Origin of the sequence: Vibrio sp. 10N.286.48.F5, assembly GCF_041469785.1 — a bacterium.
Taxonomy (GTDB): Bacteria; Pseudomonadota; Gammaproteobacteria; order Enterobacterales; family Vibrionaceae; genus Vibrio; species Vibrio crassostreae_C.
Window position 1 is genome coordinate 42,544 of the sequence record NZ_JBFRLG010000022.1, and the last position, 21,809, is coordinate 64,352.

18 protein-coding genes and 2 pseudogenes are annotated in these 21,809 nt (G+C 43.9%); 10 read left to right on the forward strand and 10 right to left on the reverse strand.

Translation table 11 applies throughout. The features are described from left to right. Positions 1-39: 39 nt before the first annotated feature. From AB4185_RS13495 to AB4185_RS13515, 5 genes are all read right to left on the reverse strand, one after another. A complete protein-coding gene (locus AB4185_RS13495) occupies positions 40-936 on the reverse strand; it encodes an RNA polymerase sigma factor RpoD/SigA (RefSeq protein ID WP_017060509.1) in 897 nt (298 codons plus the stop codon). A 414-nt stretch (positions 937-1,350) separates the two neighbouring features. Next, positions 1,351-1,683, reverse strand: coding sequence for an Hpt domain-containing protein (locus AB4185_RS13500; protein ID WP_017060508.1), 333 nt, complete (start codon positions 1,681-1,683; stop codon positions 1,351-1,353). Next, positions 1,677-3,266, reverse strand: coding sequence for a response regulator (locus tag AB4185_RS13505; protein ID WP_017064673.1), 1,590 nt, complete (start codon positions 3,264-3,266; stop codon positions 1,677-1,679). Before AB4185_RS13505 ends, AB4185_RS13500 begins: the two co-directional genes overlap by 7 nt. Positions 3,267-3,555: 289 nt before the next feature. Continuing rightward, positions 3,556-5,106, reverse strand: a complete 1,551-nt coding sequence (locus AB4185_RS13510; protein WP_017060506.1) for a DHA2 family efflux MFS transporter permease subunit — start codon at positions 5,104-5,106, stop codon at positions 3,556-3,558. A gap of 3 nt (positions 5,107-5,109) precedes the next feature. Continuing rightward, the gene (locus tag AB4185_RS13515) at positions 5,110-6,174 is read right to left on the reverse strand and encodes an HlyD family secretion protein (protein ID WP_372099306.1); all 1,065 of its coding nucleotides are present in this window, start codon (positions 6,172-6,174) and stop codon (positions 5,110-5,112) included. 128 nt (positions 6,175-6,302) lie between these two features. Between AB4185_RS13515 and AB4185_RS13520 the strand changes: the two genes are divergently transcribed. Beyond that, positions 6,303-7,205 (forward strand): LysR family transcriptional regulator, encoded by a 903-nt coding sequence (locus tag AB4185_RS13520; protein ID WP_017092646.1) that lies wholly within the window; start codon positions 6,303-6,305, stop codon positions 7,203-7,205. A 68-nt stretch (positions 7,206-7,273) separates the two neighbouring features. On the opposite strand, the gene AB4185_RS13525 is transcribed toward AB4185_RS13520, so the two are convergent. From AB4185_RS13525 to AB4185_RS13540, 4 genes are all read right to left on the reverse strand, one after another. Further along, a complete protein-coding gene (locus AB4185_RS13525; protein ID WP_372135540.1) occupies positions 7,274-9,697 on the reverse strand; it encodes a glycoside hydrolase in 2,424 nt (807 codons plus the stop codon). Between the two features lie 120 nt (positions 9,698-9,817). After that, on the reverse strand, positions 9,818-10,636 hold the full coding sequence (locus AB4185_RS13530) for a DUF2861 family protein (protein WP_372135541.1): 819 nt from the start codon (positions 10,634-10,636) through the stop codon (positions 9,818-9,820). Next, entirely contained in the window at positions 10,636-11,283 is a 648-nt protein-coding gene (locus AB4185_RS13535; protein WP_372135542.1) for a response regulator transcription factor, read from the reverse strand. Before AB4185_RS13535 ends, AB4185_RS13530 begins: the two co-directional genes overlap by 1 nt. Beyond that, complete coding sequence (locus AB4185_RS13540; protein WP_372135543.1) at positions 11,261-12,670, reverse strand: DUF3404 domain-containing protein; 1,410 nt, start codon at positions 12,668-12,670, stop codon at positions 11,261-11,263. The genes AB4185_RS13535 and AB4185_RS13540 overlap by 23 nt, the downstream gene beginning before the upstream one ends. A 243-nt stretch (positions 12,671-12,913) precedes the next feature. Here AB4185_RS13540 and AB4185_RS13545 point away from each other — a divergent pair, with 243 nt between their 5' ends. Together AB4185_RS13545 and AB4185_RS13550 are read left to right on the forward strand one after the other, a co-directional pair. Next, complete coding sequence (locus tag AB4185_RS13545; protein ID WP_017060498.1) at positions 12,914-13,447, forward strand: YbhB/YbcL family Raf kinase inhibitor-like protein; 534 nt, start codon at positions 12,914-12,916, stop codon at positions 13,445-13,447. Positions 13,448-13,503: 56 nt separating this feature from the next. Continuing rightward, positions 13,504-14,301: a helix-turn-helix transcriptional regulator gene (locus AB4185_RS13550; RefSeq protein ID WP_372135544.1), complete on the forward strand. Its 798-nt coding sequence runs from the start codon at positions 13,504-13,506 to the stop codon at positions 14,299-14,301. A 29-nt stretch (positions 14,302-14,330) separates the two neighbouring features. Here the strand turns inward: AB4185_RS13550 and AB4185_RS13555 are convergent, their stop codons facing one another. Then, positions 14,331-15,524: a CynX/NimT family MFS transporter gene (locus AB4185_RS13555; protein WP_102320431.1), complete on the reverse strand. Its 1,194-nt coding sequence runs from the start codon at positions 15,522-15,524 to the stop codon at positions 14,331-14,333. A gap of 132 nt (positions 15,525-15,656) precedes the next feature. Between AB4185_RS13555 and AB4185_RS13560 the strand changes: the two are divergent. The 7 genes and pseudogenes from AB4185_RS13560 to AB4185_RS13590 form a co-directional block, all read left to right on the forward strand. Continuing rightward, positions 15,657-16,043 (forward strand): annotated as a pseudogene (locus tag AB4185_RS13560) (D-serine dehydratase); the annotation flags it as partial. A gap of 75 nt (positions 16,044-16,118) precedes the next feature. After that, complete coding sequence (locus AB4185_RS13565) at positions 16,119-16,919, forward strand: hypothetical protein (RefSeq protein WP_065583740.1); 801 nt, start codon at positions 16,119-16,121, stop codon at positions 16,917-16,919. 226 nt (positions 16,920-17,145) lie between these two features. Continuing rightward, complete coding sequence (locus AB4185_RS13570) at positions 17,146-17,607, forward strand: hypothetical protein (RefSeq protein WP_029235242.1); 462 nt, start codon at positions 17,146-17,148, stop codon at positions 17,605-17,607. Between the two features lie 356 nt (positions 17,608-17,963). After that, positions 17,964-18,827: a delta-class carbonic anhydrase gene (locus AB4185_RS13575; protein WP_017072180.1), complete on the forward strand. Its 864-nt coding sequence runs from the start codon at positions 17,964-17,966 to the stop codon at positions 18,825-18,827. Positions 18,828-19,061: 234 nt separating this feature from the next. After that, complete coding sequence (locus AB4185_RS13580; RefSeq protein WP_017068670.1) at positions 19,062-19,688, forward strand: LysE family translocator; 627 nt, start codon at positions 19,062-19,064, stop codon at positions 19,686-19,688. Between the two features lie 226 nt (positions 19,689-19,914). Continuing rightward, positions 19,915-20,769: pseudogene (locus AB4185_RS13585) on the forward strand (DUF1214 domain-containing protein); the annotation flags it as partial. 413 nt (positions 20,770-21,182) lie between these two features. Further along, on the forward strand, positions 21,183-21,746 hold the full coding sequence (locus tag AB4185_RS13590; RefSeq protein ID WP_372135589.1) for a type II secretion system protein: 564 nt from the start codon (positions 21,183-21,185) through the stop codon (positions 21,744-21,746). The last annotated feature ends 63 nt before the right edge of the window (positions 21,747-21,809 follow it).

Consider the following 21,809-nt stretch of genomic DNA (forward strand, 5'->3'; position numbering starts at 1 on the left):
TTAACGTTATTTTCAACTAATTCTCAACTGGGTTACGACTTACACCCAACCATCAAATTTGAGTCGTTTTTGAATTCTTTCGACCGCTTCTTTCTGCATTTGTCTAACACGTTCATTAGAAACATTCACATCCAACATTTGTCCGACCTCAGACAGCGTTTTCACCTTGTTATCAAAGAAACCAAAACGGTGGATGAGCACCTTTTGTAATTTTGGAGGAAGTGTATAGATGATTTGTTCTAGAGCTTGGGTAAAGGATTGATCCTCACAATCTTGTTGAGGGTCTGGGATATATTCACTTTCGCATTGATCAAGCACCATAGGCGCATGGCTAGTTCCAACCGTTGTCGTCACGTCAATAAACCCGCTTAACGCCACCAGTTGATCGACGCGTTCGGCCTTTACACCTGAACTGTCTGATAGCTCAGAAATTGAAACCTCTTTACTCATTTTTTTGCTTGCATCGAGCTTTTTTGAGGCGAGGCTGTTTATTTCTTTACACACGTGGGCTGGCAATCGAACGGTTCGACCCGTGTTCATGAGTGCGGCTTCAATGTTTTCGCGGATCCACCAAACAGCATAGGTTGAAAAACGATAGCCTGGTTCTGGATCGTATTTGTCGATGGCCTTAATCAAGCCAATGTTGCCTTCCTCGATCAGGTCGAGCAGGGTGAAATTATTGCCTTTACGTTTTAGGTAACTCTTTGCGATTTTCACAACAAGGCGCAGGTTTGATTCGATCATGACATCACGCGCTTTTTTATCACCCGCGCGATTCAATTTTGCGTAATACACCTCATCTTCACGCGACAGCAGATCAATGCCAACAATATCTTTCAGATAATGAGCATAAGGGTCTGCACTGGTAGAAAATGATTCGGTAATGGGTGTTTCATCCGTGAGCCCCTGAAACGCAGCAAAACTATCGTTGTTCATTTCCTTGTCCTTATCTAGCCGACTGAACGTTTTAGTTTTTTTTATTATGCCACCAAGTGATTAACGCTTGGTTTCATTAGAGTGTAGATAACAATTTCTTCTTTACCAATAAATAAAATGCAATTTCGTATGTTTATGTCACAAAAAGATCTACAAATATTTAACTATTTTGCATCTCATCAAGTGTGTTGGTTTTTCGTTTAAAACATTAAGACGGATAGTTTATAAAGCATGTGTTATACATCGGTTTATCTAGATAAATGACGTGAATTTATAGGTGTGGGTTAGAACTATAATTGAGAGGAGAAATGATGAGAAAAATGTTAAGAGTCGAGGTTCAATGTTTCCAAGCACCTCAACTCTTTTAGCTGTGTCGGCTGTTAAGTATCGCCATGCACGTTTTAATTCTATCGACTAATAAGTGCTAAGAACCTCATCGATTTGCTGATTAATGATCTTCATTTCGCTGTAGATAACCGAAAGATCATCATCTTGCGGCGCAAGCTTATTGAGTGTGTTTTGTTCTACTCTTTCCAATGCAACTGTGGCCGTTTCTTCACCAAAGCTGGCTAAAATGCCTTTTAAGGTGTGCACGGTAAAATGAAGCTTGCCCCAATCTTGTTGTTGAACCAACTCTTCGATCTCTTGTAGCGAATTGCCATGGTCTTCTTGATATGTAGACAAAACGGCGTAAATGACGTCTCTGTCATTGTCTAAATAGGCGTTTAAAGCATCAAAGTCTAGCATGTGGACTCCTGTCGGCTGAATGTTGAAAATGGGCTAGGCGGCTTAGTGGAAAAACCATACCTTGATGAATCACTAATCCATTGATTCCATTTTGGAGGAAGTTCTAACTGTAAGATTTCTTCTAGATAGTCGTCGCTAAGTTTCTCATCTATATGAGCTTTATTGACGGCGTATATATAGTCAAGTTTGGCGGCAACTGAATATGGGTAACTGTGAATGTAGTCCTTTATTTCTTGGATCGAACCCAAATTTTCAATGTTTATACACGTTGAAGGGTCGACATTTTTGGACTCAAGTTGGTGATTTATGGCTTCTCCACGAGATTTGAGACATTCCACTGTTAAATGATAAAGAGAGTACTCACCAAAGTGGGCGAGCATGGGTAATAACTGAGTGAGCAAATAAGTCGGTTGGCTGTGGAAATTGTTCGCTAACAGTGTCGAAGCTCTAATCACTTTTTTGTGGGCAATCTGAGGGCTATTTTCGATGAGCAATATGCTGCTCTGAAATAGGGCAAGGCTGGCCAAAACTTGCTGCTGTTGTTTTACCGGAAGTTTCAGGTTTACCAACTCGGTGAATTGGTTGGCGTGCTCAAGCAAAATACGTTTGTACTTTAGTTGCGTCTCGCGCTGATACGTTGCTTTTAAGGAATTAAAGTGCGCACCAATGGAATGGATGACATCAATGTCAGCAGCTGAAATGTGGGTTGCATACATCTCACCTAACTTTATGATCATATGTGTGTTATCTGCGTTCTCAGCTAAGTCGATGGCCCTGATTGCACGATGGCTGATGCTGGGAGTCATCTCAAATGCACGAATCGCTAATTTAAGAGCAGGCAGCAGCATTTTATGTTTTTCATAGATACAGCTTAAGCAGTCAATCACGCTCAATGAGAGTGGCTGTGCTATTAGAAAATTGTGGAGCTTATCTATGGCTAAATTTGGCTTGCCTAAGCTGTCGAGAATCAGCGCCTCAGCCACCAATTTGGTTGGGTGCATGTTGGTTTTGGAGTTGTTAATGACGCTAGAGAGTAACTGCCATTTCTTACCTGCAATTAAATGTTCAATCAATGTCGCTTCGAACTGAACGCTAGTACCATTAGGGGAGATCGCCAAAGCTTGAGCTAATCTCTCTTGACTGGCAATGGGATACAAATCATTCAGTTGGGTGAGTTTCTTTGAAACGGACACGGCACTTTGGATCTTTTTACCCAACGTTTGAGTATTAATCGGTTTAGAAACGAAGTGGTGTGCTTCACCTGAAAGGGCGGTTAATACTGTTTCCTGACGCATATCCCCAGAGAGCAAGATTGTCGCCACAGTATGATCGATGAGGCGGTTTCGATACAGAATGCCCAACAGCTCAAAGCCAGTAAAAGACTGTTCTAAGTGGTAGTCAATGAGGAGTACATGAAAAGAGTGTGTCTCGACCGCTTTAATGGCTTTTCGATAGTCGGTCGCAATAAAAATACAGTCGCGCGAAACTCCCAAACTAGCCAGTTGCTGCTTAATAAGTATTGTTGCGCTTTTAGAGTCGTCGACGATCAAAATTCGAAGGTCTGTTGGTAAGGTCAAATCCATTTTCCTTAATACCAAATGTTATTTTTTAATTTAGGTGTCAAGTTGCACATTGTCAAGGTGCCTATATCACATACAAACACTCAATAAACTATTGGTAATTAAAGAGTATTAGATAACATTTATGAAAGCCTTCAAACGCAGGTGACTTTTACCTGATTTTAGTGGGGTTATACGTGTTTTAGAAATAAAAAAGAGGCAAGCCGATAAGCTCACCTCTCTGTTTTATTGTTCGAGTTTTTATTCGAAATGTTGTTCTTTGCTTGAAGTTTTATTTACCGAAACTCTAGCGTTAATCACGCATGTTTAGAATCAATACTGCCGCTAGAGCCAAGAACGCCGTCATCATTAAGAACACATCGTTGTAAGCCATGATGGCTGCGTCACGTTGCATTGTGCCGAGCAAACTTGCTTGTGCTTGTTGCATCGCAGTTGCGGCATCACTTCCTGACTGAATGAAAAACGCTTGTTGTTGCTGAAGCGTCTGCCAACCAAGTTGACTCACTGAAGGTAGCGACTCCTTGATGTGTGCTAAGTGCTCACGGGTTTTGTTATCCAATAGCGTAGCGATAATCGCGATGCTGAAAGCGCCCCCTAAGTTCCGCATTACGTTGGTTAACGTTGATGCGTCTGGCGTGTCCATTTTGCTGATGTTCTTCATGGCAACCAAAGACAGCGGAACCATGATGAACGGACTACCAATAGCACGCAGAACCATAGATAAAATCAGCTGTTGCCCGCCAAAATCGATTGTCATGTGTGTATTTACGTAACAACTAAAACCGAACATCGCGAAGCCAAAGGTAACCAAGTACTTAGGCTTAATGATCTGTGTTAGCTTTGGCACAATTGGGAATATCAGAAGCTGTGGGAAACCCATCCACATTAGCACTTCACCAATTTCCATCGCGTTATATTGCTGAATTTGAGTGAGATACATCGGTAGAACATAGATAGAGCCGAGCAATGCCATTCCTAGAATCAAATAGGCGATACAAGACATCGCAAATTGCCCATCCCGCAATAGCCGCAGGTTAACCAATGGCTTCTTGTGTTGGAGTTCGTTTATCACGAAGTAAACCAAACTCACCGCCGACACGATACTCAAGCCAATAATAAAGCTCGAACTGAACCACTCTTCACGGTTACCTTCTTCTAACACCACTTCCAAACAACCTAGCCCTAATGCCATGGTGGCGATACCAAACCAATCGGCTTTTTTCAGCGTGCCAAGGTCGAGCTTTTCATCGTCCAAGCCATATCGGATCATGGTGATCACAAGCAAAGCTGGCGGAATATTGATGTAGAAAATATAGTGCCACGAGAAGTTCTCCGTCAGCCAGCCACCAAAGGTAGGGCCAATCGATGGAGCAAAGGTCGCGGTTACACCAAACAGTGCCATACCCACAGCACGCTTGTTGACCGGCAATAACTGAATCACCAGCGAGAAAGCAAGCGGGATTAGAGCACCACCACTGAAGCCTTGCATCGCGCGGAACACGATCATCGAGGTCATGTTCCAAGAGAACGAACACAACAAAGATGAAATGGTGAAAATGGCTGTCGTCCACGTGATATAACGGCGTTTACCGAGCGCTTTAGAAAGCCAACCACTGAGTGGGATAGCGATCATCTCTGCGACTAGGTAAGACGTAGAGATCCACGAGCTTTCATCCAAGGTGGCTGATAGCGCACCTTGAATATCTTTGAGAGACGAGTTGGTGATCTGAATATCCAAGATCGCCATAAACGCGCCAATCAAGCCGCCAAATAGGGCGATCCAATGGCGTCTCGAAACCTCGTCATCATCATTTGTTTGGGTGACAACACCAGCGTTACTCATGGTCTAGCCTCGTTTATCGATGGTCGCTACCACAGACAAACCAGGAAGCAGTCGACCTTTCAACTCTTGCTGATCTGGAATAGTAATTTTAACCGGTACACGTTGAACGATTTTAGTGAAGTTACCGGTCGCGTTTTCTGGTGGTAGGAGCGCAAATTTAGCGCCAGTCGCAGGGGAGAAACTGTCTACCACACCTTCAAGAGGCTGCCCCGGGAACGCATCCAGCTCTACTTCAACCGTCTGACCTTTGTGAATACCACTTAGCTGTGTCTCTTTGAAGTTGGCTTCAATCCACACTTGGTTGTTTGGTACCAAGCTCATCAGTGGTGCGCCTGCTTGAATCAGCAAGCCTTCACGTACGCTGCGTTTACCAATCACGCCATCTGCTGGCGCGTAAACTTTGGTGTAATCAAGGTTAAGCTGTGCTTGATCTCTCTGGGCTTGAGCTTCGGTCACGGATGCATTTGCTTGCTCAATCTCACTAGCGATAACGGTTAATTGGTCATTGGTTGCAACGAGGTTTGCTTTTGCTTCTTCTAAATCTGCCTGAGTTACTTTTTGTTGTGCAACCATGCTATCGACTTCATCTTGAGACGCGTAGTTACGCTTTAGTAAGCTACGAGAACGTACCACTTGTTGAATCGCGCGTTCGTATTCAGCTTGTGCAGAATCAACGCGGCTTTCTGCTTGATTGATCTTGCTACGTTGTAACGTTTGTTGTGCCACTAGATTTTTGACGTCTGATTGCACGACGCTTAAATGGGCGTTTGCTTGAGCGAGTGCTGACTGGTAATCACGGTCATCGATTTGAACCAGCAAATCACCTTCTTTAACCGATTGGTTATCACTCACATAAGACTTAACAATATAGCCAGAGACCTTAGGGCTAATATTCGTGATGTCGCCTTGTAGGTAGGCATTGTCGGTAGATTCAAAGTACTGGCCATAGCCGTACCAGTATCCAGCACCGGCTAAACCCAATGACAGCATGATCGCAGTAGCAATAAGCGGAGCTTTTTTACGTTTTTTTGTGCTTACTGATTGCGAAGCGTTATTGTTCTCTGTCATTTTTTATTTCTCATTTTGTTTTTATTTAGATGTAACGAATTGTAAATGAATTCGATTGATTGATAAGATAGGAAAAAAGGGAAACACTGTTGCAAAAATCTTACTAATATAGCTTTGGGAGAAATACGATGGACTTAAATGCTGTGACTGTTTTTACACAAGTTGTTGATTGTGGGAGTTTCACGCACGCAGCTGAAGCATTGAACATGACCAAGTCGACCGTCAGCCGAAAGCTTGACGAGCTAGAGCAACACCTAGGTGTGAGGTTGATCACTCGTTCGACACGAAGTTTAGTCTTAACTCCAGAGGGTGAGCGCTTTTATCAGTCGAGCATGCAGATGCAAGAGATCATGAACCAAGCTGAGTTAGAGGTTTCTGCCAATCAGGATTTGATCCGAGGGCAGTTGAATGTTGTGTTGCCTGTCGAATTGGGACATCAAGTATTAGCCACATACATCCACAGTTTCCTAAAAGAGCACCCAAACGTGACTTTGAACTTAGAACTGTCGAATCGAGAAGTCGACATCATTGCGGAGGGGATCGATCTTTACGCGCAAATTGGTGAGCTGGTGGATTCGAGCTTGGTTTCTCGCTACCTCACAACATCGAAGCGTGTATTGGTAGCCAGCCCTGAGTATTTAGAACAGTTCGGTGAAATCTCTTCACCCGATGACCTTAAGCCTCCATTTAGGATGATTGAGGTGGTGAACAAGGCGGCACGTCTACCTAAGTGGCATTTGCAATTAGAAGGCGGTGAGTCGATTTTGATCGATCTGCCGTGTCAGTTACGGGTGAATACCATCACGGCATGCCTAACAGCTTGTGTAGATGGGCTCGGCTTGGCGGTGCTTCCTGAATTCATTTGTCGTGAGCACTTCAAGACAGGCAAGTTGATTCGTTTGCTACCTGAATATGAGATGCCGGAAGTTTCAGTAAGCCTAGTGTATGCAGACAGGCAGTTGATGCCGAAACGTAAAAAGGTCTTTATCGACTATCTACTGACTGCCTTTCAAAATAGGAAGCAAAAGTAACGGGGAAAACCTTAGCGGTTAAGTGCTTAGGCTTCCTATTATTCGTTATTGTCTAAACCGTATCGAAGCTAACTATGATCGGGCTGCCAGTCGACGACTTGCCCATTCGCCAATATAGCTTTGACCGATAGGGCAGCAATATCGACACCGTTGTAACGAAATGCCTTGTTAGAAAAGTTAGCAATGATCTTACTCCCGTCACTGAACTCGGTTTGTTGAACATCGCCGTTTTTATCTAACCAGTCGAAATCGACTAACTGTTTATCCCATAACTGTTCGTGCATCGGTTCAAAGCCATCTTGATAGTGTTTGAGTGCTTTGATTCGCGGGCTTGAACTTGATAAAGCTTCATCTCTGGTTAAGTGAACCATCGGGGGTGTGTTGTACAGCATGGCGATTAAGTCACGTTCTGCTTGTACATTAGTGAACTTAAGGCTGTCTGAATGCCAATGGTGCGTATTGATTACTTCATCATGGAAAACGGCTTGGTATAACGGAATTCGATATTGTGGCGAAAACAGTAGCGACTTGTAGGGCTCTTTAACCTCGGCGGGTTTAAAGAAGAAGTCAGGCTTGTGGTTTGGGTACCAACGACCTAAGTAATAGGGAGACTGGCGGTTCTCTTTCATGTCTTTATCTGTCCAGCCAAAACCAACCGTTTCTAAGCCGTGTGCAAACGCGATGCCTTTTGTTGTTAGGCTGTTGCCATCTTCAGATCCTAATACTAACGATGGTTGCTCGCTAAGCCACTGCATTCGGTTGTTGAAGGCAGAAAGCATATCCGATTCGTTTGTATCGCCATTGACATTGCTGTTGCTATGACTCTTGCTATGACTGTCTATAGAGCCGCTGTAATCCTCACGCGCCATGGCGCTTGCATCAACATCTAAGAACAAGCTGTTGAAGTTGCCGAATTTCATAATGTCTTGAGCGCGCTGCTTTACGTAATCTAAATGGCAATTCGGATTGAGGTAGAATCCGTTACCTCGAAACCCTTTTTTTAGGCTGCCATCCGCTAATTCAATGGCACAACTCTCACGCATCGGCTCTGGTAATTGAGCGGTTAGCCAGTTGTCGTTCAGCTTCGCAGGAATGGCTGTGTTGTAGGAATCGTAGGTGCCGACCAGATATCCGGACTGTTTTGCCAGACCCACAGCGTTAGGTTGATAGAATGCTGGCATCCAATTATCGAATCCGAGCCAAAGTTTGCTTAAGCCTGCCTTATTTAGATTGGCTACCATGTCTGAAGACAACGCTTTTCCCCAAGTGTCTGACGAGTTTAGGTAGGGGGAGGCGTGTTCAACCAACCAATTTTTCTCATTCTGCGCTGCCAAGTATTGAGCTTTAATCGTGTTGTTTTCGAGCGTCGCAGTACCGACTGGAAATAACACCTGCAACGACTGGCTAATAGAGTCCAACAATAACTGTTTGTGGTACTGACTGAACCAATCTTTGCCCTTGGAGAGTGATGAAAGCTCTCTTTTTGCTTCCTTGGAAACGTTGAGTTTAGAGCTCTTTAGATACCAAGCTTTCAATCCCCACCAGTCACTCACATCTTGGACGCTTAGTGGATCTTTGCCAAACAAATAAACGTGGCTCGCGCCGATCAACTTACTCACATCTGGATTGCGCTTTTGCTTTGCTACAAGTGTTTCAGACTGGTCATTATTGATGCGCCAATCTCGGTATTGTTTGGCACCATCTAACCACGAGTCTCCGAGGGTGATACGAACAATAAAAGTCTGTGACTGATTGAGCATCGTAAATTGGTGTGATGCCTTCATATCAATTTTGGTCTTCTTATCAGAGGACGTATCCAACGATGCATCTGAAAAGAGCAGTTGATTGTTGGTTGCATTAATCATCTGATAGCTAATGAAGTGGTCGTTCTGTTGTGCTGTCCAAAAAGGCATCTTTAGGTCTTGAGTGGTGTTGCTTCCAGAATGGTTGTCGACTAGATAACTCCTCCAAAGCTTGTTATCTGTAGGTACACGCATGCCTTCGCTAAAAGGAAGAAATAGGGTCTGAGTTTGTTGTTCTGCAAGATCAAACCACGCCAACTCGATGGGATCGTTTCGCTTCACTTGTATATTTGAAGGGAAGCTGAACTGAAAAGTGAGTTGATCTTGATTAAGTTCTGCCTCAACGTTTACCCCACTAGGTACTAAGGTCCAAGTTGCGGTCTTTGCTGATTTAGTTTTATCGGAAAGGCCAATGACTAGATGCGTCACTTTCTGTGGTTGGCTATCAACGGTGAGAGCGCCGCTGTTAACGCTTAAGCCGTTCCAATCGATCTCTAAAGTATTCGATGAGATAGCGACGGTATTGTTGGTAGCACTGTTAGCGTTGTCGCGAATACTGCTGCCGCTAGCGCTGCTATTACTGGTTAGCGTTATTTGGCTCGCTTGTGCATTGGATGAAAACAGACAAGCTGTTGTTAAAGTTACAATGGCACAAGTAGAAAGACTGAGTGGGTGACGTACGCTGAGCATATCTAGATTCCGTAAAGGGTAAGTACGGTTATTACACCCAAGTAGCGCTAGTGCTTTGTCACCTATATGTCTCTATTTTCTGCATTACCTAGTTTCTAATCTTCTTCTGAAAGCATTCCATTAGAAAGGCACCGCGACACGCTGCACATATTGGACTTCAATCGCGCCTTGGTATTCAAACATTTCAACCGAGGCACTCAAGTGTTTGGCATTAGTCCCTAGTGGGCTTTCTGTGGGAACGGGTGCTTGCGCTGTCTTGATTGGCACTTTGTAGCCTAACAGGTTGTAGTTTTCATCGAACCATTGCCAACTCACATTGGCGTTAGGGCAGTTGTCGATCACCTTCGGTGGCGTGATCACGATATGTGGTTCGCTGAGTTTACTTTCGAGTGTTAACCATCGCTTGCTGTTGCCTAAAGTGACAACAATAGGATAGTGGTTTGAACCTATCTTTAGTTGATAAACACCAGATTCGGGTTTGATAAACATTTCACTGGTCTCAATCTCTTGATACTCATTGTTAGAAGCGAGTTGTCCATCGAGAAGGACTTTACCTTTAGGGGAGACCAGAGAGATAGGTTGTGTTTGGGTTTTCATGTCTTCACTGAGTTGTTCTGCAGCGACGTTGATTTGATAACCTTGCGATGACAGGCCGTAACGTCGAATGAAGCTAACTTGAATGTGATGTTTCGTTTCAGTGTCTTGTCTTAGTGAAGTTCCGCATTGAGTTTGGCTCAATATCTCTTGTTTCACAGGCAGCCAAAGCTCACTATCGAGTGTTTGTTGATCGAGTGCGATTTGAAGCTCTTGCCACGCGACTTGAGGTTGTTCATCAAGCAGAGATTGATACGTATGTTGCAATGGTGTGTTGGTAAACCAAGCGGCGTGACACGCAAACGGCAAAGCGCAGATCAATGCGATTAACGAAGTGACTCTCATTATGATTCCCCAGCTAAGCGGTAACCAACGCCGCGATGTGTTTCGATCTTTAGGGTTGGCAGCTTCTGGCGCAAGCGTAGGATGTGATTATCCACGGTTCGGGTACTTGGAAAGGCTTGATAACCCCAAATCTTATTGAGTAACTCATCACGATGAAACACACGACTTTGGTTCTGAACAAACAAGACCAATAACTGGAACTCTTTAGGTTTTAACGTGATCGGGTTTTCATCCAAATAAGCGATTCGTTCAGACAAGCGGACTTCAATGTTGGCGTAATTTAGTTGGCTCACCCCTAACGGACGAAGTTGGGTAATGACTCGAGCAAGCAACTCCTCGTTTGAGAAAGGTTTAGTGACGTAATCTTTGGCACCTGCCATTAAGCCTTCTACGCGTTGCTGGACTTCCACTTTAGCCGTTAACACAATCACAGGAAGCGCTTTGAGGAGTAGCCAATTCGGCAGGTGTCGCAAGCTGTCACCGTCTTCGAGTTGTCGATCCAGTATCACTAGATCGGCGCGGAACCATTGCTTACTGGCACTCTCTGAATCCTTCGCCCAAAGGCATGGGTAACCATTGGATTCAAAGAAGCTGACGAGGCCTTGTCCAAGCAGTTGGTCGTCTTCAATCAGCAGTAGGGTGTTCATAAGCAATTTCCAAAATACATCGGGTTGGGTTACGAAGAATAATGAGGCGGCCATTCGCTTGCTTCATCAAGTGCTCGACAATAGTCAGGCCAATGCCCATGTTATCCAGTTCGTGCGTTTCACTTGGCGTGACACCAGACATGAGCCGTTGTATCGGTGAAGGGAAGTGCCCCTCGTCTTGTACCTCAATCGTCAGCTTGTCACCGAGTTCGACCTTTACCAAAACCTCACCTTTACCATGTTGTTTGGCATTCTTGATTAGATTATCCAAGCAGATGGTTAGCCAGTAATAGGGAAGGTTCAGTTCAACTTCACGCACTTCACATTGATAAGAAATATTGTGCTTTTCACAGACATGATCGAGCCACTCTTCTAATGAAGCGTTTTGCTTCAACAAAGGCTCTGACTGATCCGAACTTAGGTACACTTTGCTGTTTTCGGTGAGCTGAGAAAGCCTTTGATAGTCAGATATTAAACGCCAAACCGCACTTTGAGTTTCATCAGAAAAGTCATCGTAGCGATTTCTAAACATTTCGACGGTTAAGCCTAGGCTAGTAATAGGCGTGCGCAGTTCATGAGTAAGAAGCTGTAAAACGAACTGCCTCTCTTTTCGTTGTTTTGTTCTTAGGTATAAGACTCTAGCGAGCCCGGAAAGCAACGTTAGCAGCAATGTAAAGATCAAGGTTTTCATGATCAGATTGTCATTGCTAGGCTCGTTTAAGCACACGTTACTGTAACGAAAAGTACAGGTTTCACCTGCCAAAGATACCTCTTGTTGCTCTGCGATAGGTTGCCAAACATCTAAGGGAATAGCTTTCCAGCCTTGTTCGCCACTTAACCAAAGCACATCATCTTGTTGCCAAGCGCGGTATCCATTGAGCAGTGCTTCTCTGCCTTGTGCACTTAGGCTTTCTAGTTTGTTATATAAAGGGTGCTGAGGGTTGGTAAGACTCAAAAATGGGCGTATCTGCTCGGTCACATCTGGGTAAGCGGCTAAATAACGACCAGCAAAGCTGCCACCGGCAGGGTGACGTTTGGAGTGTGCTGCAAACCAAATCGAATCCAATGTTTGTTGCTGACACAGAGCGAGCTCGAACTCGATGGCTTCATGTAATGAAGGGTTACTGCTTTCAATCGCTTGGCAGTGATCTTGTATTGACGCTAACGCTGCGATGTCGTCCCAACTGAATTGGTTGAAATCAGGATAGCGGCTATTTTCATGGAGCAGAACTTTTGGATACTGAGCCAACTCTTGTTGAGATACTAAGAGTGGGGATGATTGCCAGCTCAGTTGATACAGAGTTTGCCACTTATCTTGCAAACTTTGGGCATTGACTAGGGTTGGGAGCCAAAAGATCAAGCAAAGAGCTAATGTAAACCTGCGCATCCAATCATTCTCGTTAAAAGTCGTGGGGCGAGTCTAAAGAGTTTTGGGCGCGATTTGTAACCTGAATGTCAACAAGTGTTCTTTTAACAACAAATTGTCGAGTGGGTCATGCTTTTAAATAATAAAGTACAAATACAGTAAGTATCATTTATTTGAAATAAAATAGATAATTGTGTACTTACTGTCATTATTGGGCGAAATGAGGGGACTATACTGGGCTCATACCTAATAAGAGGAACCATCATGAAACTCATCATCAAATCAGTATTGGCAATCAGTATTTTGGCTACAGGCTCTGCTCATGCGTTCGAATTAACCAGCAACGATATTCAAGAAGGTCACCCAATGGCAAAGACTTTTGAATACTCTAGTTGGGGTTGTGACGGCGATAATCAATCACCACAATTGATGTGGAAAGATGCACCAGCAGGTACCAAAAGCTTTGCTATCACAGCTTATGATCCAGATGCACCGACTGAAAGTGGCTTCTGGCATTGGGTTGCGTTTGATATCCCTGCAACTGTGAACGAGCTACCTCGCGGTGTCGACATCTCTAAAGTCGGTGGCAAAGAAGGTCGCATTGATTACGGTACAGTTGGCTACGGTGGCGTTTGTCCTCCAGAAAAAGATGGTATGCACCGTTACCAGTTCACGGTTTGGGCATTACCAACGGACAAACTTAACCTCGACGAAAATACGCCGTCGGCTGTGGTTGGATTCACGTTGAACAGCATGGCTTTAGACAAAGCTAAACTGACCGCAACTTATACACGTTAATAGCTTATGTACGTTAAAGCTTATACACGTACATAATAAGTAAACAAGGGGATGAGATGAATCATCAATATCAAGTGACGATCTTTCGTGCAGAGCAGTTACAAAAACTGCGTAATGTGAGGATTCTATCCCCTAGTATCATTCAGATTATTACAGGCAGTAAGCGCCTGTTTTGGAAAGATTCAGCGGCAGAGCTCTCACATTCTGAGCTGTTGTTTTGTGAGGCATCAGCTTCACTAAGTTTTGAGAACATGCCCCACAAAGGGCGCTTCTTGTCGCGAGTGTTCAGCTTTCAATTCCAACCTTCTCAGGCGATGCTTGATTTAAGTGAGGAACGGTCGAATGATCTGGGACTGCCTACAGTAAAAGTGGATCGAAACTTACAAGACTCACTCAATGCTCTGTTCTCTTTTGATACACAGAGCATGAGCAAAGAGACTCAACAGTTTTGGTTGCAGGGCTTGTACCAGCAATTAGCTGAAAAAGGGGTGTTGCATCTATTGTTTGTCAGTGCCAACGTCTCGTTTAGCCAAAAGCTCAGCCATTACCTTTCACATTCACCAGATGAGAAACATCCATTAGAGTCGGTGGCGGAGCGTTTTGCGATGAGCCGAGCCACATTGATTCGGAAGCTCAAACTGGAAGGCATGCAATATCGAGAGGTACTGGCTGAAGTTCGCTTGAGTCACGCGCTTTATCTGATGCAAAACGGACAGCAGAATGTGGCGATGTTGGCTCAGTCTTGCGGTTACCAATCGGAAGGGCGTTTTAGTCAGCGCTTTAAAGGCAAATTTGGTTTGTCGCCAAGTGAATACATCAAAACCGTCGTCAGCCATAGAGTCGCGAGCAAATAAAGTCGCGATACCATAATCATTCTGTTTGCCTAAACGCTCACTTTCTTATCTCGTGCTGCCAATGCCGCGAAAATCGTGCACGCAAAGGCAACAGATGCGATCAACAGAATCGGCACACTCCAAGAATCTGTCTGAGCATGAAGCTTACCCACCAGCGTTGGACCAGTGGCTGCCAACGCATAACCGATTCCCTGAGCCATACCCGACAATGATGCGGCTTGGCTGCTATTCGATGTACGCAAGCCAACAAAAGAGAGCGCGATAATAAATGTCGAGCAGTTGGCTAATCCAAACAGTCCCACCCAAAAGATCGCAAACTCAGGCAAATACAGAAGACCAATCAATCCAACAAATACACTCGATGCACACAGAGTGATGAGCCATTGTTGATTGTCACTTTTGGCTAAGAACGGCAGTAACAGCAGCCCTGGAACCATAGTCGAAAATTGCAGAAATCCATAAATGTAGCCTGCATCGATTTCGCTGTAGCCAAGATCGTTCAATATCTGTGGCAACCAGCCAGCCAAAGAGTAGAAGGTAAATGAGTTAAGCCCAAGCGCTAACGTTACTTGCCACGCTACGCCGCTTTTAATCATCTGTTTCATCGGCAGAGGTTTGTCTTGTTGCTTGTTATTGCTGGCCGAAGATGAGCGTTTTCTGATTTTAGGCAACCAGATCATCAAAGCTAATATTGGAAATACCAAGTTCATTAACAGCGCTAATTGCCAACCCGTGATCGTAAATAAGGTTAGATTTGAAAACGGCACCATCAAACTTGAGCCTAACGTCGACCCGATGCCCATCGTAAAGATGTACAGAGAAGTCACAGTAGCGATGCGTGTCGGGAAGCTAACTTTCACTACTACAGGCAACAACACATTACCAATCGCGATACCAAGCCCGATCATCACCGTGCCGATATACAAGGTTGGGGTTAACCCAGCAGAGCGCAGTGTAATACCCGTAGTGATCAGAACTAAGCCTAATAACAGGCTAGGCTCTAGACCAATTCGTTGGGATATCTTGGTGACTAATGGTGAGAATAAGGCAAAAGTTAACAGTGGCAAAGCTGTTAAGAAGCCAGCAGCCGACGACGTAAGGTTGAGGCCTTCCATAACCTGAGAAAGCACAGGAGCCAAGCTCGTAAAAGGCCCACGAAGGTTAAGTGCTAGGAATAGAATCCCTAACATGACGAAAATGCTATTACGAAGAGAGGCGCTCATAGGTTGTTCTACTGTTTGCTTATGAGAAGACAGGCTAGCCTACAGATCATTGAATGATTACACAAATACCGTTTAAATAGGTTTACTAATGATTGAACCTGCGCAGTACGCGCTTAGCCAGAAAAGTCACCCATGACTGTATTAAATATCGACAAGCTCATCTCGGACTTCCCACTGCTTCAACAATTGATTGCATTGGAAGAAGTGGTTTGGTTTAACCCAAATGTGACGACTCTGGAGCGCGGTTTGCTTTATGTGGGTTTAGGCGAACAAGATATTCACGATGCGAGCATGAGGCTGCAAAGGTTTGCTCCTTATCTAGCCAAGGCGTTTCCTGAAACTCAAGCGACCAATGGCATCATCGAGTCTGAGCTTGTTGACATTCCATCTATGAAATCAGCATTGGGAGCACATTATCAGCAGCCAATAAAAGGGCGTTTGATGATGAAGAAAGACAGCCATTTGCCGATTTCAGGTTCAATCAAAGCGCGTGGTGGTATTTATGAAGTACTAACACATTTTATAAATTAAGCTTCTTAGATGTTCTAACTATCAGTTAGGTTGAGTGGCATTCAACTTGATAGGGATTGAGCAATGCAGACGGACAAAGTGATACAGACAAGACACATAAACACACCAGAAAAATTACTCCAGCGTTTAGATGCTATTGGGGAGTCTTTGGAAGCATCGGGTAAGGCTCATGCTTTGCTGGGATTGGGCTCAGTAGGTATTGAAACAGAACGACTTGATCAGTACTCAGATGTCGATTTTTTCGCAATAGTGCAAACAGGGCACAAGCAGTATTTCTTAGACAGTTTGCATTGGCTATCTGATATTCACTCAATCGACTACGCAGTGAGAAATACCGTCGATGGCTATAAAGTTCTGTACGCTGACGGAATCTTTTGTGAGTTTGCAGTGTTTGAACCCCACGAGTTAGCGCACATTCCGTTTGCTGAAGGGCGTATTGTTTGGCAGCAACATGAATTTGATACACAGTGTTGTGTTTCACCAATAAAAGGGGAGACAGACACTAATTCCCAAGATTGGATCATTGGTGAGGCTCTAACCAATCTTTATGTGGGTATGTCTCGTTATAACCGAGGCGAAAAGCTGTCGGGCAGTCGGTTCGTTCAATCTTACGCACTCGATCGTTTGATCGATCTTGTGGATCAAACTGAACAGTCTGAGCCTGAATTCGTTGATGAATTTATGTCGGATAGAAGGCTAGAAGCACGCTTCCCTAAGTTTGCCCAATTGCTACCAACCTTTACCCAAGGCTACGAGCGCACCGCTGAATCGGCACTTGCCCAACTAGCATTCCTCAACACCCACTTCGCAGTCAACCAAGCCATGTGTGACCGAATCTCTGAACTGTGTTCCAGTAAAGATTAAGCTTATAGCGTGTGAATCCCCAAGCCTAACTGACACCACCTTTCAGATGATAAGCGGCGGGCAACCTAATTGAGCTCTCGAATTATTATTCTTAAGCACTAAACCCGTACGCTTTTGTTTACTCTTCAAGACCGTGACTGTTCGTGTTTACTCCGCTTATCACTGGATGTCGTCAGCCAAATAAAATACAATCGAACAATGTTTTATTAATTCGTGCTTTATCATTATGATGAGAAACTTACTCATATTCATCGTTAGCCTGTTCTTCTTAACAGCCTGTTCTTCAACGAGTAATCATCAGCTAGACGACGAGACATTGAGCAACGAAGACGCTATGTCGAAAAGTATAGAGGGAGAGAGTAATCTCGAGACTTCAAAGGATACAAACGCTGAGACCAGCGTTGATTCTTCCCATGATTCAATCGTTAATCATCAACCACTCACTAACCTTGATTCAAATAAAGACACGATAGCTCACGCCAATGCAGAGCCAGAATCAGTGGAGCCTTCTCAAATAGAAGCGACAGAAACAACTGAAAGCGATGCTAAGAGTGGCGGTGAAAAAGGCATCGGAAGCTATTTTATTCGTCATAATAAACCGACTAAGACGGTGATTAAATCACTAGAGGGCGTGACAGATGCATTGAACGTCATGACGTTTGGGATATTTGCCACCGGTAACGGTTAAATCGTTAACCTAGAACGACAACCTAATAGATAGAATGAAACGTGAAGGCGAGCCAGATGGTTCGCCTTTTTTGGTCTTCTAAATCTGGCCACCATTCTTCCTAAGAATCGTGTTCACTTATCTGAGCGCTGAGTCAGGCGACGGTTAACGAAAATAGGAATTATTAGTTCTGGAAGGGAGTCGCCGAATTTACCCTGTTTGACTTGTTATATGCATCAAGGGTTCTAATACTCATCCCAAAGTAAGCAATGAAATCTAATCTTACAAAGACAACTCTTATATTCACTTACGAGCATAGTAAGATGTTTGCTGTTAAGTAGGTTTAGGTTTAGTTATCAATATTCTAGGGAAGAAAAATGAAGAATAAGAGTGTGTTTTTAAGTGCCGCATTGGTGATGTTGTCAGCTCATGCAAATGCATCAGATGCGAACCATGAGTCTGTATCAGATGGAGTTATCGCAGAACAAAGAGCGAAGCTTTCTGAAAATACCCAAGGACAAGGTTTTGGACCGCAAGCTCCACGAGATTTGGGTTCATTAGAAGGTAAAAATACTAGGCTGTTCTCGGATGCCCCTGATTCAACAGCGATGAACTTATGTAATATTCACTTCCATAAAAATGCTGAGCATAAAGGTGGAGAGTTTACTCAATACGCTGGTAACGGTGATGGTAAGGGATTCCAGAGTGGCTTTAAATACACAGGCAAGCTGAGTTCTGCTGAGCTGAAACCATTTGAGGGCAAGGTTTGTCCGAGCGAGCATGGTTCTTTGCATTCGGGTGACACCATTGAAGTTCACTATGTTTATTCAACGGCGCAAGTTGAACCGGGTGAAACACTGGGTGCTTGTTTTAACGATGCGATTACCAACCCGCAACTGCGTGTAGAAACCCAAGTTTACGTATTAGTGAATGACGACAAAGCACCCGACTTTGAAGCGCTCGCTAAACATTCAAAAGTGAACGGCTTACACCAAGCACCAAACATCCCACAAGATACGGGCTCAGCGATCCAATACGCAGGCTCTACAACGGGTCCTGGTTATAATGAGCAAGGTTCACCTTTCCAAGTAACATGGAGCGTTAGACCACAAGTCGCGAAAGTAAATATCGCGACAGTAGGTAGCTGGTGTGAAGGCAATGACTTTAACGAAGATCACGCCCACGGTGTGAGAAATTTGGTGGTTAACCCTGAGTTGTTATCACCCATTCGTAACGACTAAACGATTCTGGCGAACAAAATGATTAAGGCGAGCCAATAGGTTCGCCTTTTTTGTGCCCTAACGAAAAGTACTTAGGTTTAGGTTTAATTAAGTCTGGTGGGTAAATTACGTGCGACACTTATTCAATACATGAGTTGTGTAAATCGTATTTAGTAAAAAACGTTCTTTACCAGAATCGAAGCTCCATGATACGTTCATGATCAATTATGTTGGGTTATAGAAAAGGACAGTCCAATGTCATTAGAAAGTGCGATTACATTCTTTATTGCCATGTTTGTATTTGGTATTACTCCGGGGCCTGGCGTCTTTGCCATTTTAGCTCGTGCTATGGTTCAAGGATGGCGAAAGTGCGTCACGCTTTCGTTAGGTATGATATGCAGTGATCTTATTTACCTTGCGCTTGCCTGTTTCGGTCTAGCAACGATTGCCGAGAATTGGTCGATTGCGTTTGAGGTGATTCGCTATGTTGGTGCAGCTTATTTGATTTACTTGGGCTATAAGATGTTTAAGATCTTACCTGAAGTGCAAGGCTCAGCTGAACTCGCCGCCAAACAGAGTCAGAAATCCGAACTCGCGAGTTTCGCGCAAGGCTTTTTGATTTCAGCATCAAACCCTAAAGTGATTCTGTTTTATATTTCGTTCTTGCCGACTTTTATTGATCTGACTGTTCTGCGCTCACAAGATATCGTATTAGTTTCTGCTTTAGCATCTGTTGCTCTGATGTCAGGCTTAATACTTATCGCTGTGGGCGCGGGCAGAATGGCAGGTTTGTTAAAAACGCCACGCGCACATAAAAGGTTAAACCAAAGTGCTGGTGGAATAATGATTGCTGCTGGCTCATATTTGGCGATCAATCGATAAATACGAATCTTTAAACAAAAAGGCGAACCGATGGGTTCGCCTTTTTAGTTGGATATAAATGCCATCGTTTAAACAGAGACTTGTTTGTTAGTCACAATGGTGCAATTATTTAACGAGTGATATTACTCAGATGCATGTCTTATGATGACTATCGAACAACAGCTTTCTCGGCTGGATCTAAACTTATTGGTGTCGTTAAGTGTTTTAATCAAAGAGAGGAACGTAACGCGAACTCACGCCAACCGATAAACAGCCTGTGGTTCGAATGAACCGAGACACTTACTACTCAATGGCTGTGATTAACGTTTCGCAAGGCGCGACGATTACGCTACCTGAGATTCCTGAAGGCAAATACATGTCGATGGAAGTGATTACAGAAGACCACCGCATTCAGCCAATGCAATACGGTTCTGGTACGTTTGATCTTTCTACTCATAGTGGAGACCACGTGTATGTCATCGTTCGTACTGATGCGACGTTCACCAAAGATGAAGTTCATAAAATCCAAGATCAGATGAGCATTGATGCAAAAGCAGACGGCAAATTTATGGCAATGCAAGTGGATGAGAAATCATTCGATGAGGTAGAGAAAAACCTTAAAATGGAAATGCCGAAACTACTGAAACGCGATGGTGCTCAGGCGACGTTTGGTATGTTTACCAGCCCTGAAGATGCTTCAAAAGAGATGTTTACCAAAGAGAAGTACGCAGTGGGCGCGGCTATCGGTTGGGGTGGCGCGCAGTTAGATGACAATATTTACGAAGTCTCTGGTAACTTCCCAGCAGACACTTGTCATCAGGCAACCTTTGATGATCCTAAGAACCAAGCGTTTTGGTCGGTAACGGTCTACAACAAGCAAGGTTTCATGTTTGGTGAAGTGGCGAACGTAAGCTCAAACACGGCTGAGAAAAATGCAGACGGCACTTACACCGTAAGCTTTGGTTGTGGTGATGATGCAGTAAACAACATCAAAACAGAAAACGATTCTGGTGTGTTTAACTTAGCTTTCCGTCATTACATTCCAAGCCAAAAAGTACGTGATGGATTCCGAGTGCTTCCTTACGTTAAAGCAGTGAACTAATGTTGCGATAGTCGTACAACGATTGATAGATACGCGCTATTACCCATGGTAGTGGCGCGTTTTTTATGGGTTCTATTTTGTTTCTTGCTTTCTTAGGTGGAGAAACAGAAAGACCAAGTCAAAAAATGGTCTAACTTTGGTTATACGCAGCGTGCCTCAGTTCAAATAAATCAATTAAACCTTCTTCCATCGATACTTTCAGTTGCACCACGCATTTGATCGAATTTAAACCCGCTGACACCTTATGTGATAACGCTTCCAGTTATCTTTTCAGCCTCTAAAGGGAACAAATACCACAACCAGCGTTATAAAAAGCGATAGCCGTGGAGTGTTATGAGTCCTATTTGAGGTGTATAGTTATAGGTAATTCATTGGGTTATTGAATGTTTAAGTTATCAAAAGATGCGGATGTCATGAAGAAAAACGGATTTACTTTAATGGAATTAATCATCGTGATCGTGATACTCGGAGTATTAGCGGTAACGGCTGCTCCAAGATTCCTTGGTATTCAGGAATCAGCGAGAGAAACGGTACTTGAAGGTGTTGCGGGTGCGATGGAAGGCGTGATCACGCAAGTGACTTCTAAAGCTATTATCGCAGGGCTTGATCCTGACGCAACAAACCCAGGTGATCAGAGCAACTACGTAATCGATTTTGGTATCGGTAGAGTTGAAGTCGACTGGGGAACACTTTGTCCTGAAAGTGAAGGTGAATCAGGAGATGCGTTAAATATGCTCGATTTCCTAACTTTGTCGGATGATGACAGCATCATCTCTGAATTAGGTAACAGACACACGGTAGTGGGATATACTCAGCCATTTAGTCAAGCTGACCTTAACAGCAATAACATAACTGATGATGCCTTACCTTCAGGTTGTTATGTTCTTTATGACTCTTTTGGCGGCAGGACAAGTGGAGACACATGTCCAGTAGATGGTTGTGAGTGTACAGTTCGGGTAATGAACGATGAGTGTTAAACCAAGGACATTATCTGGTTTATAGAAATTTAATAAAAAAGCGCGTTATTGCCGAGTAGCAAT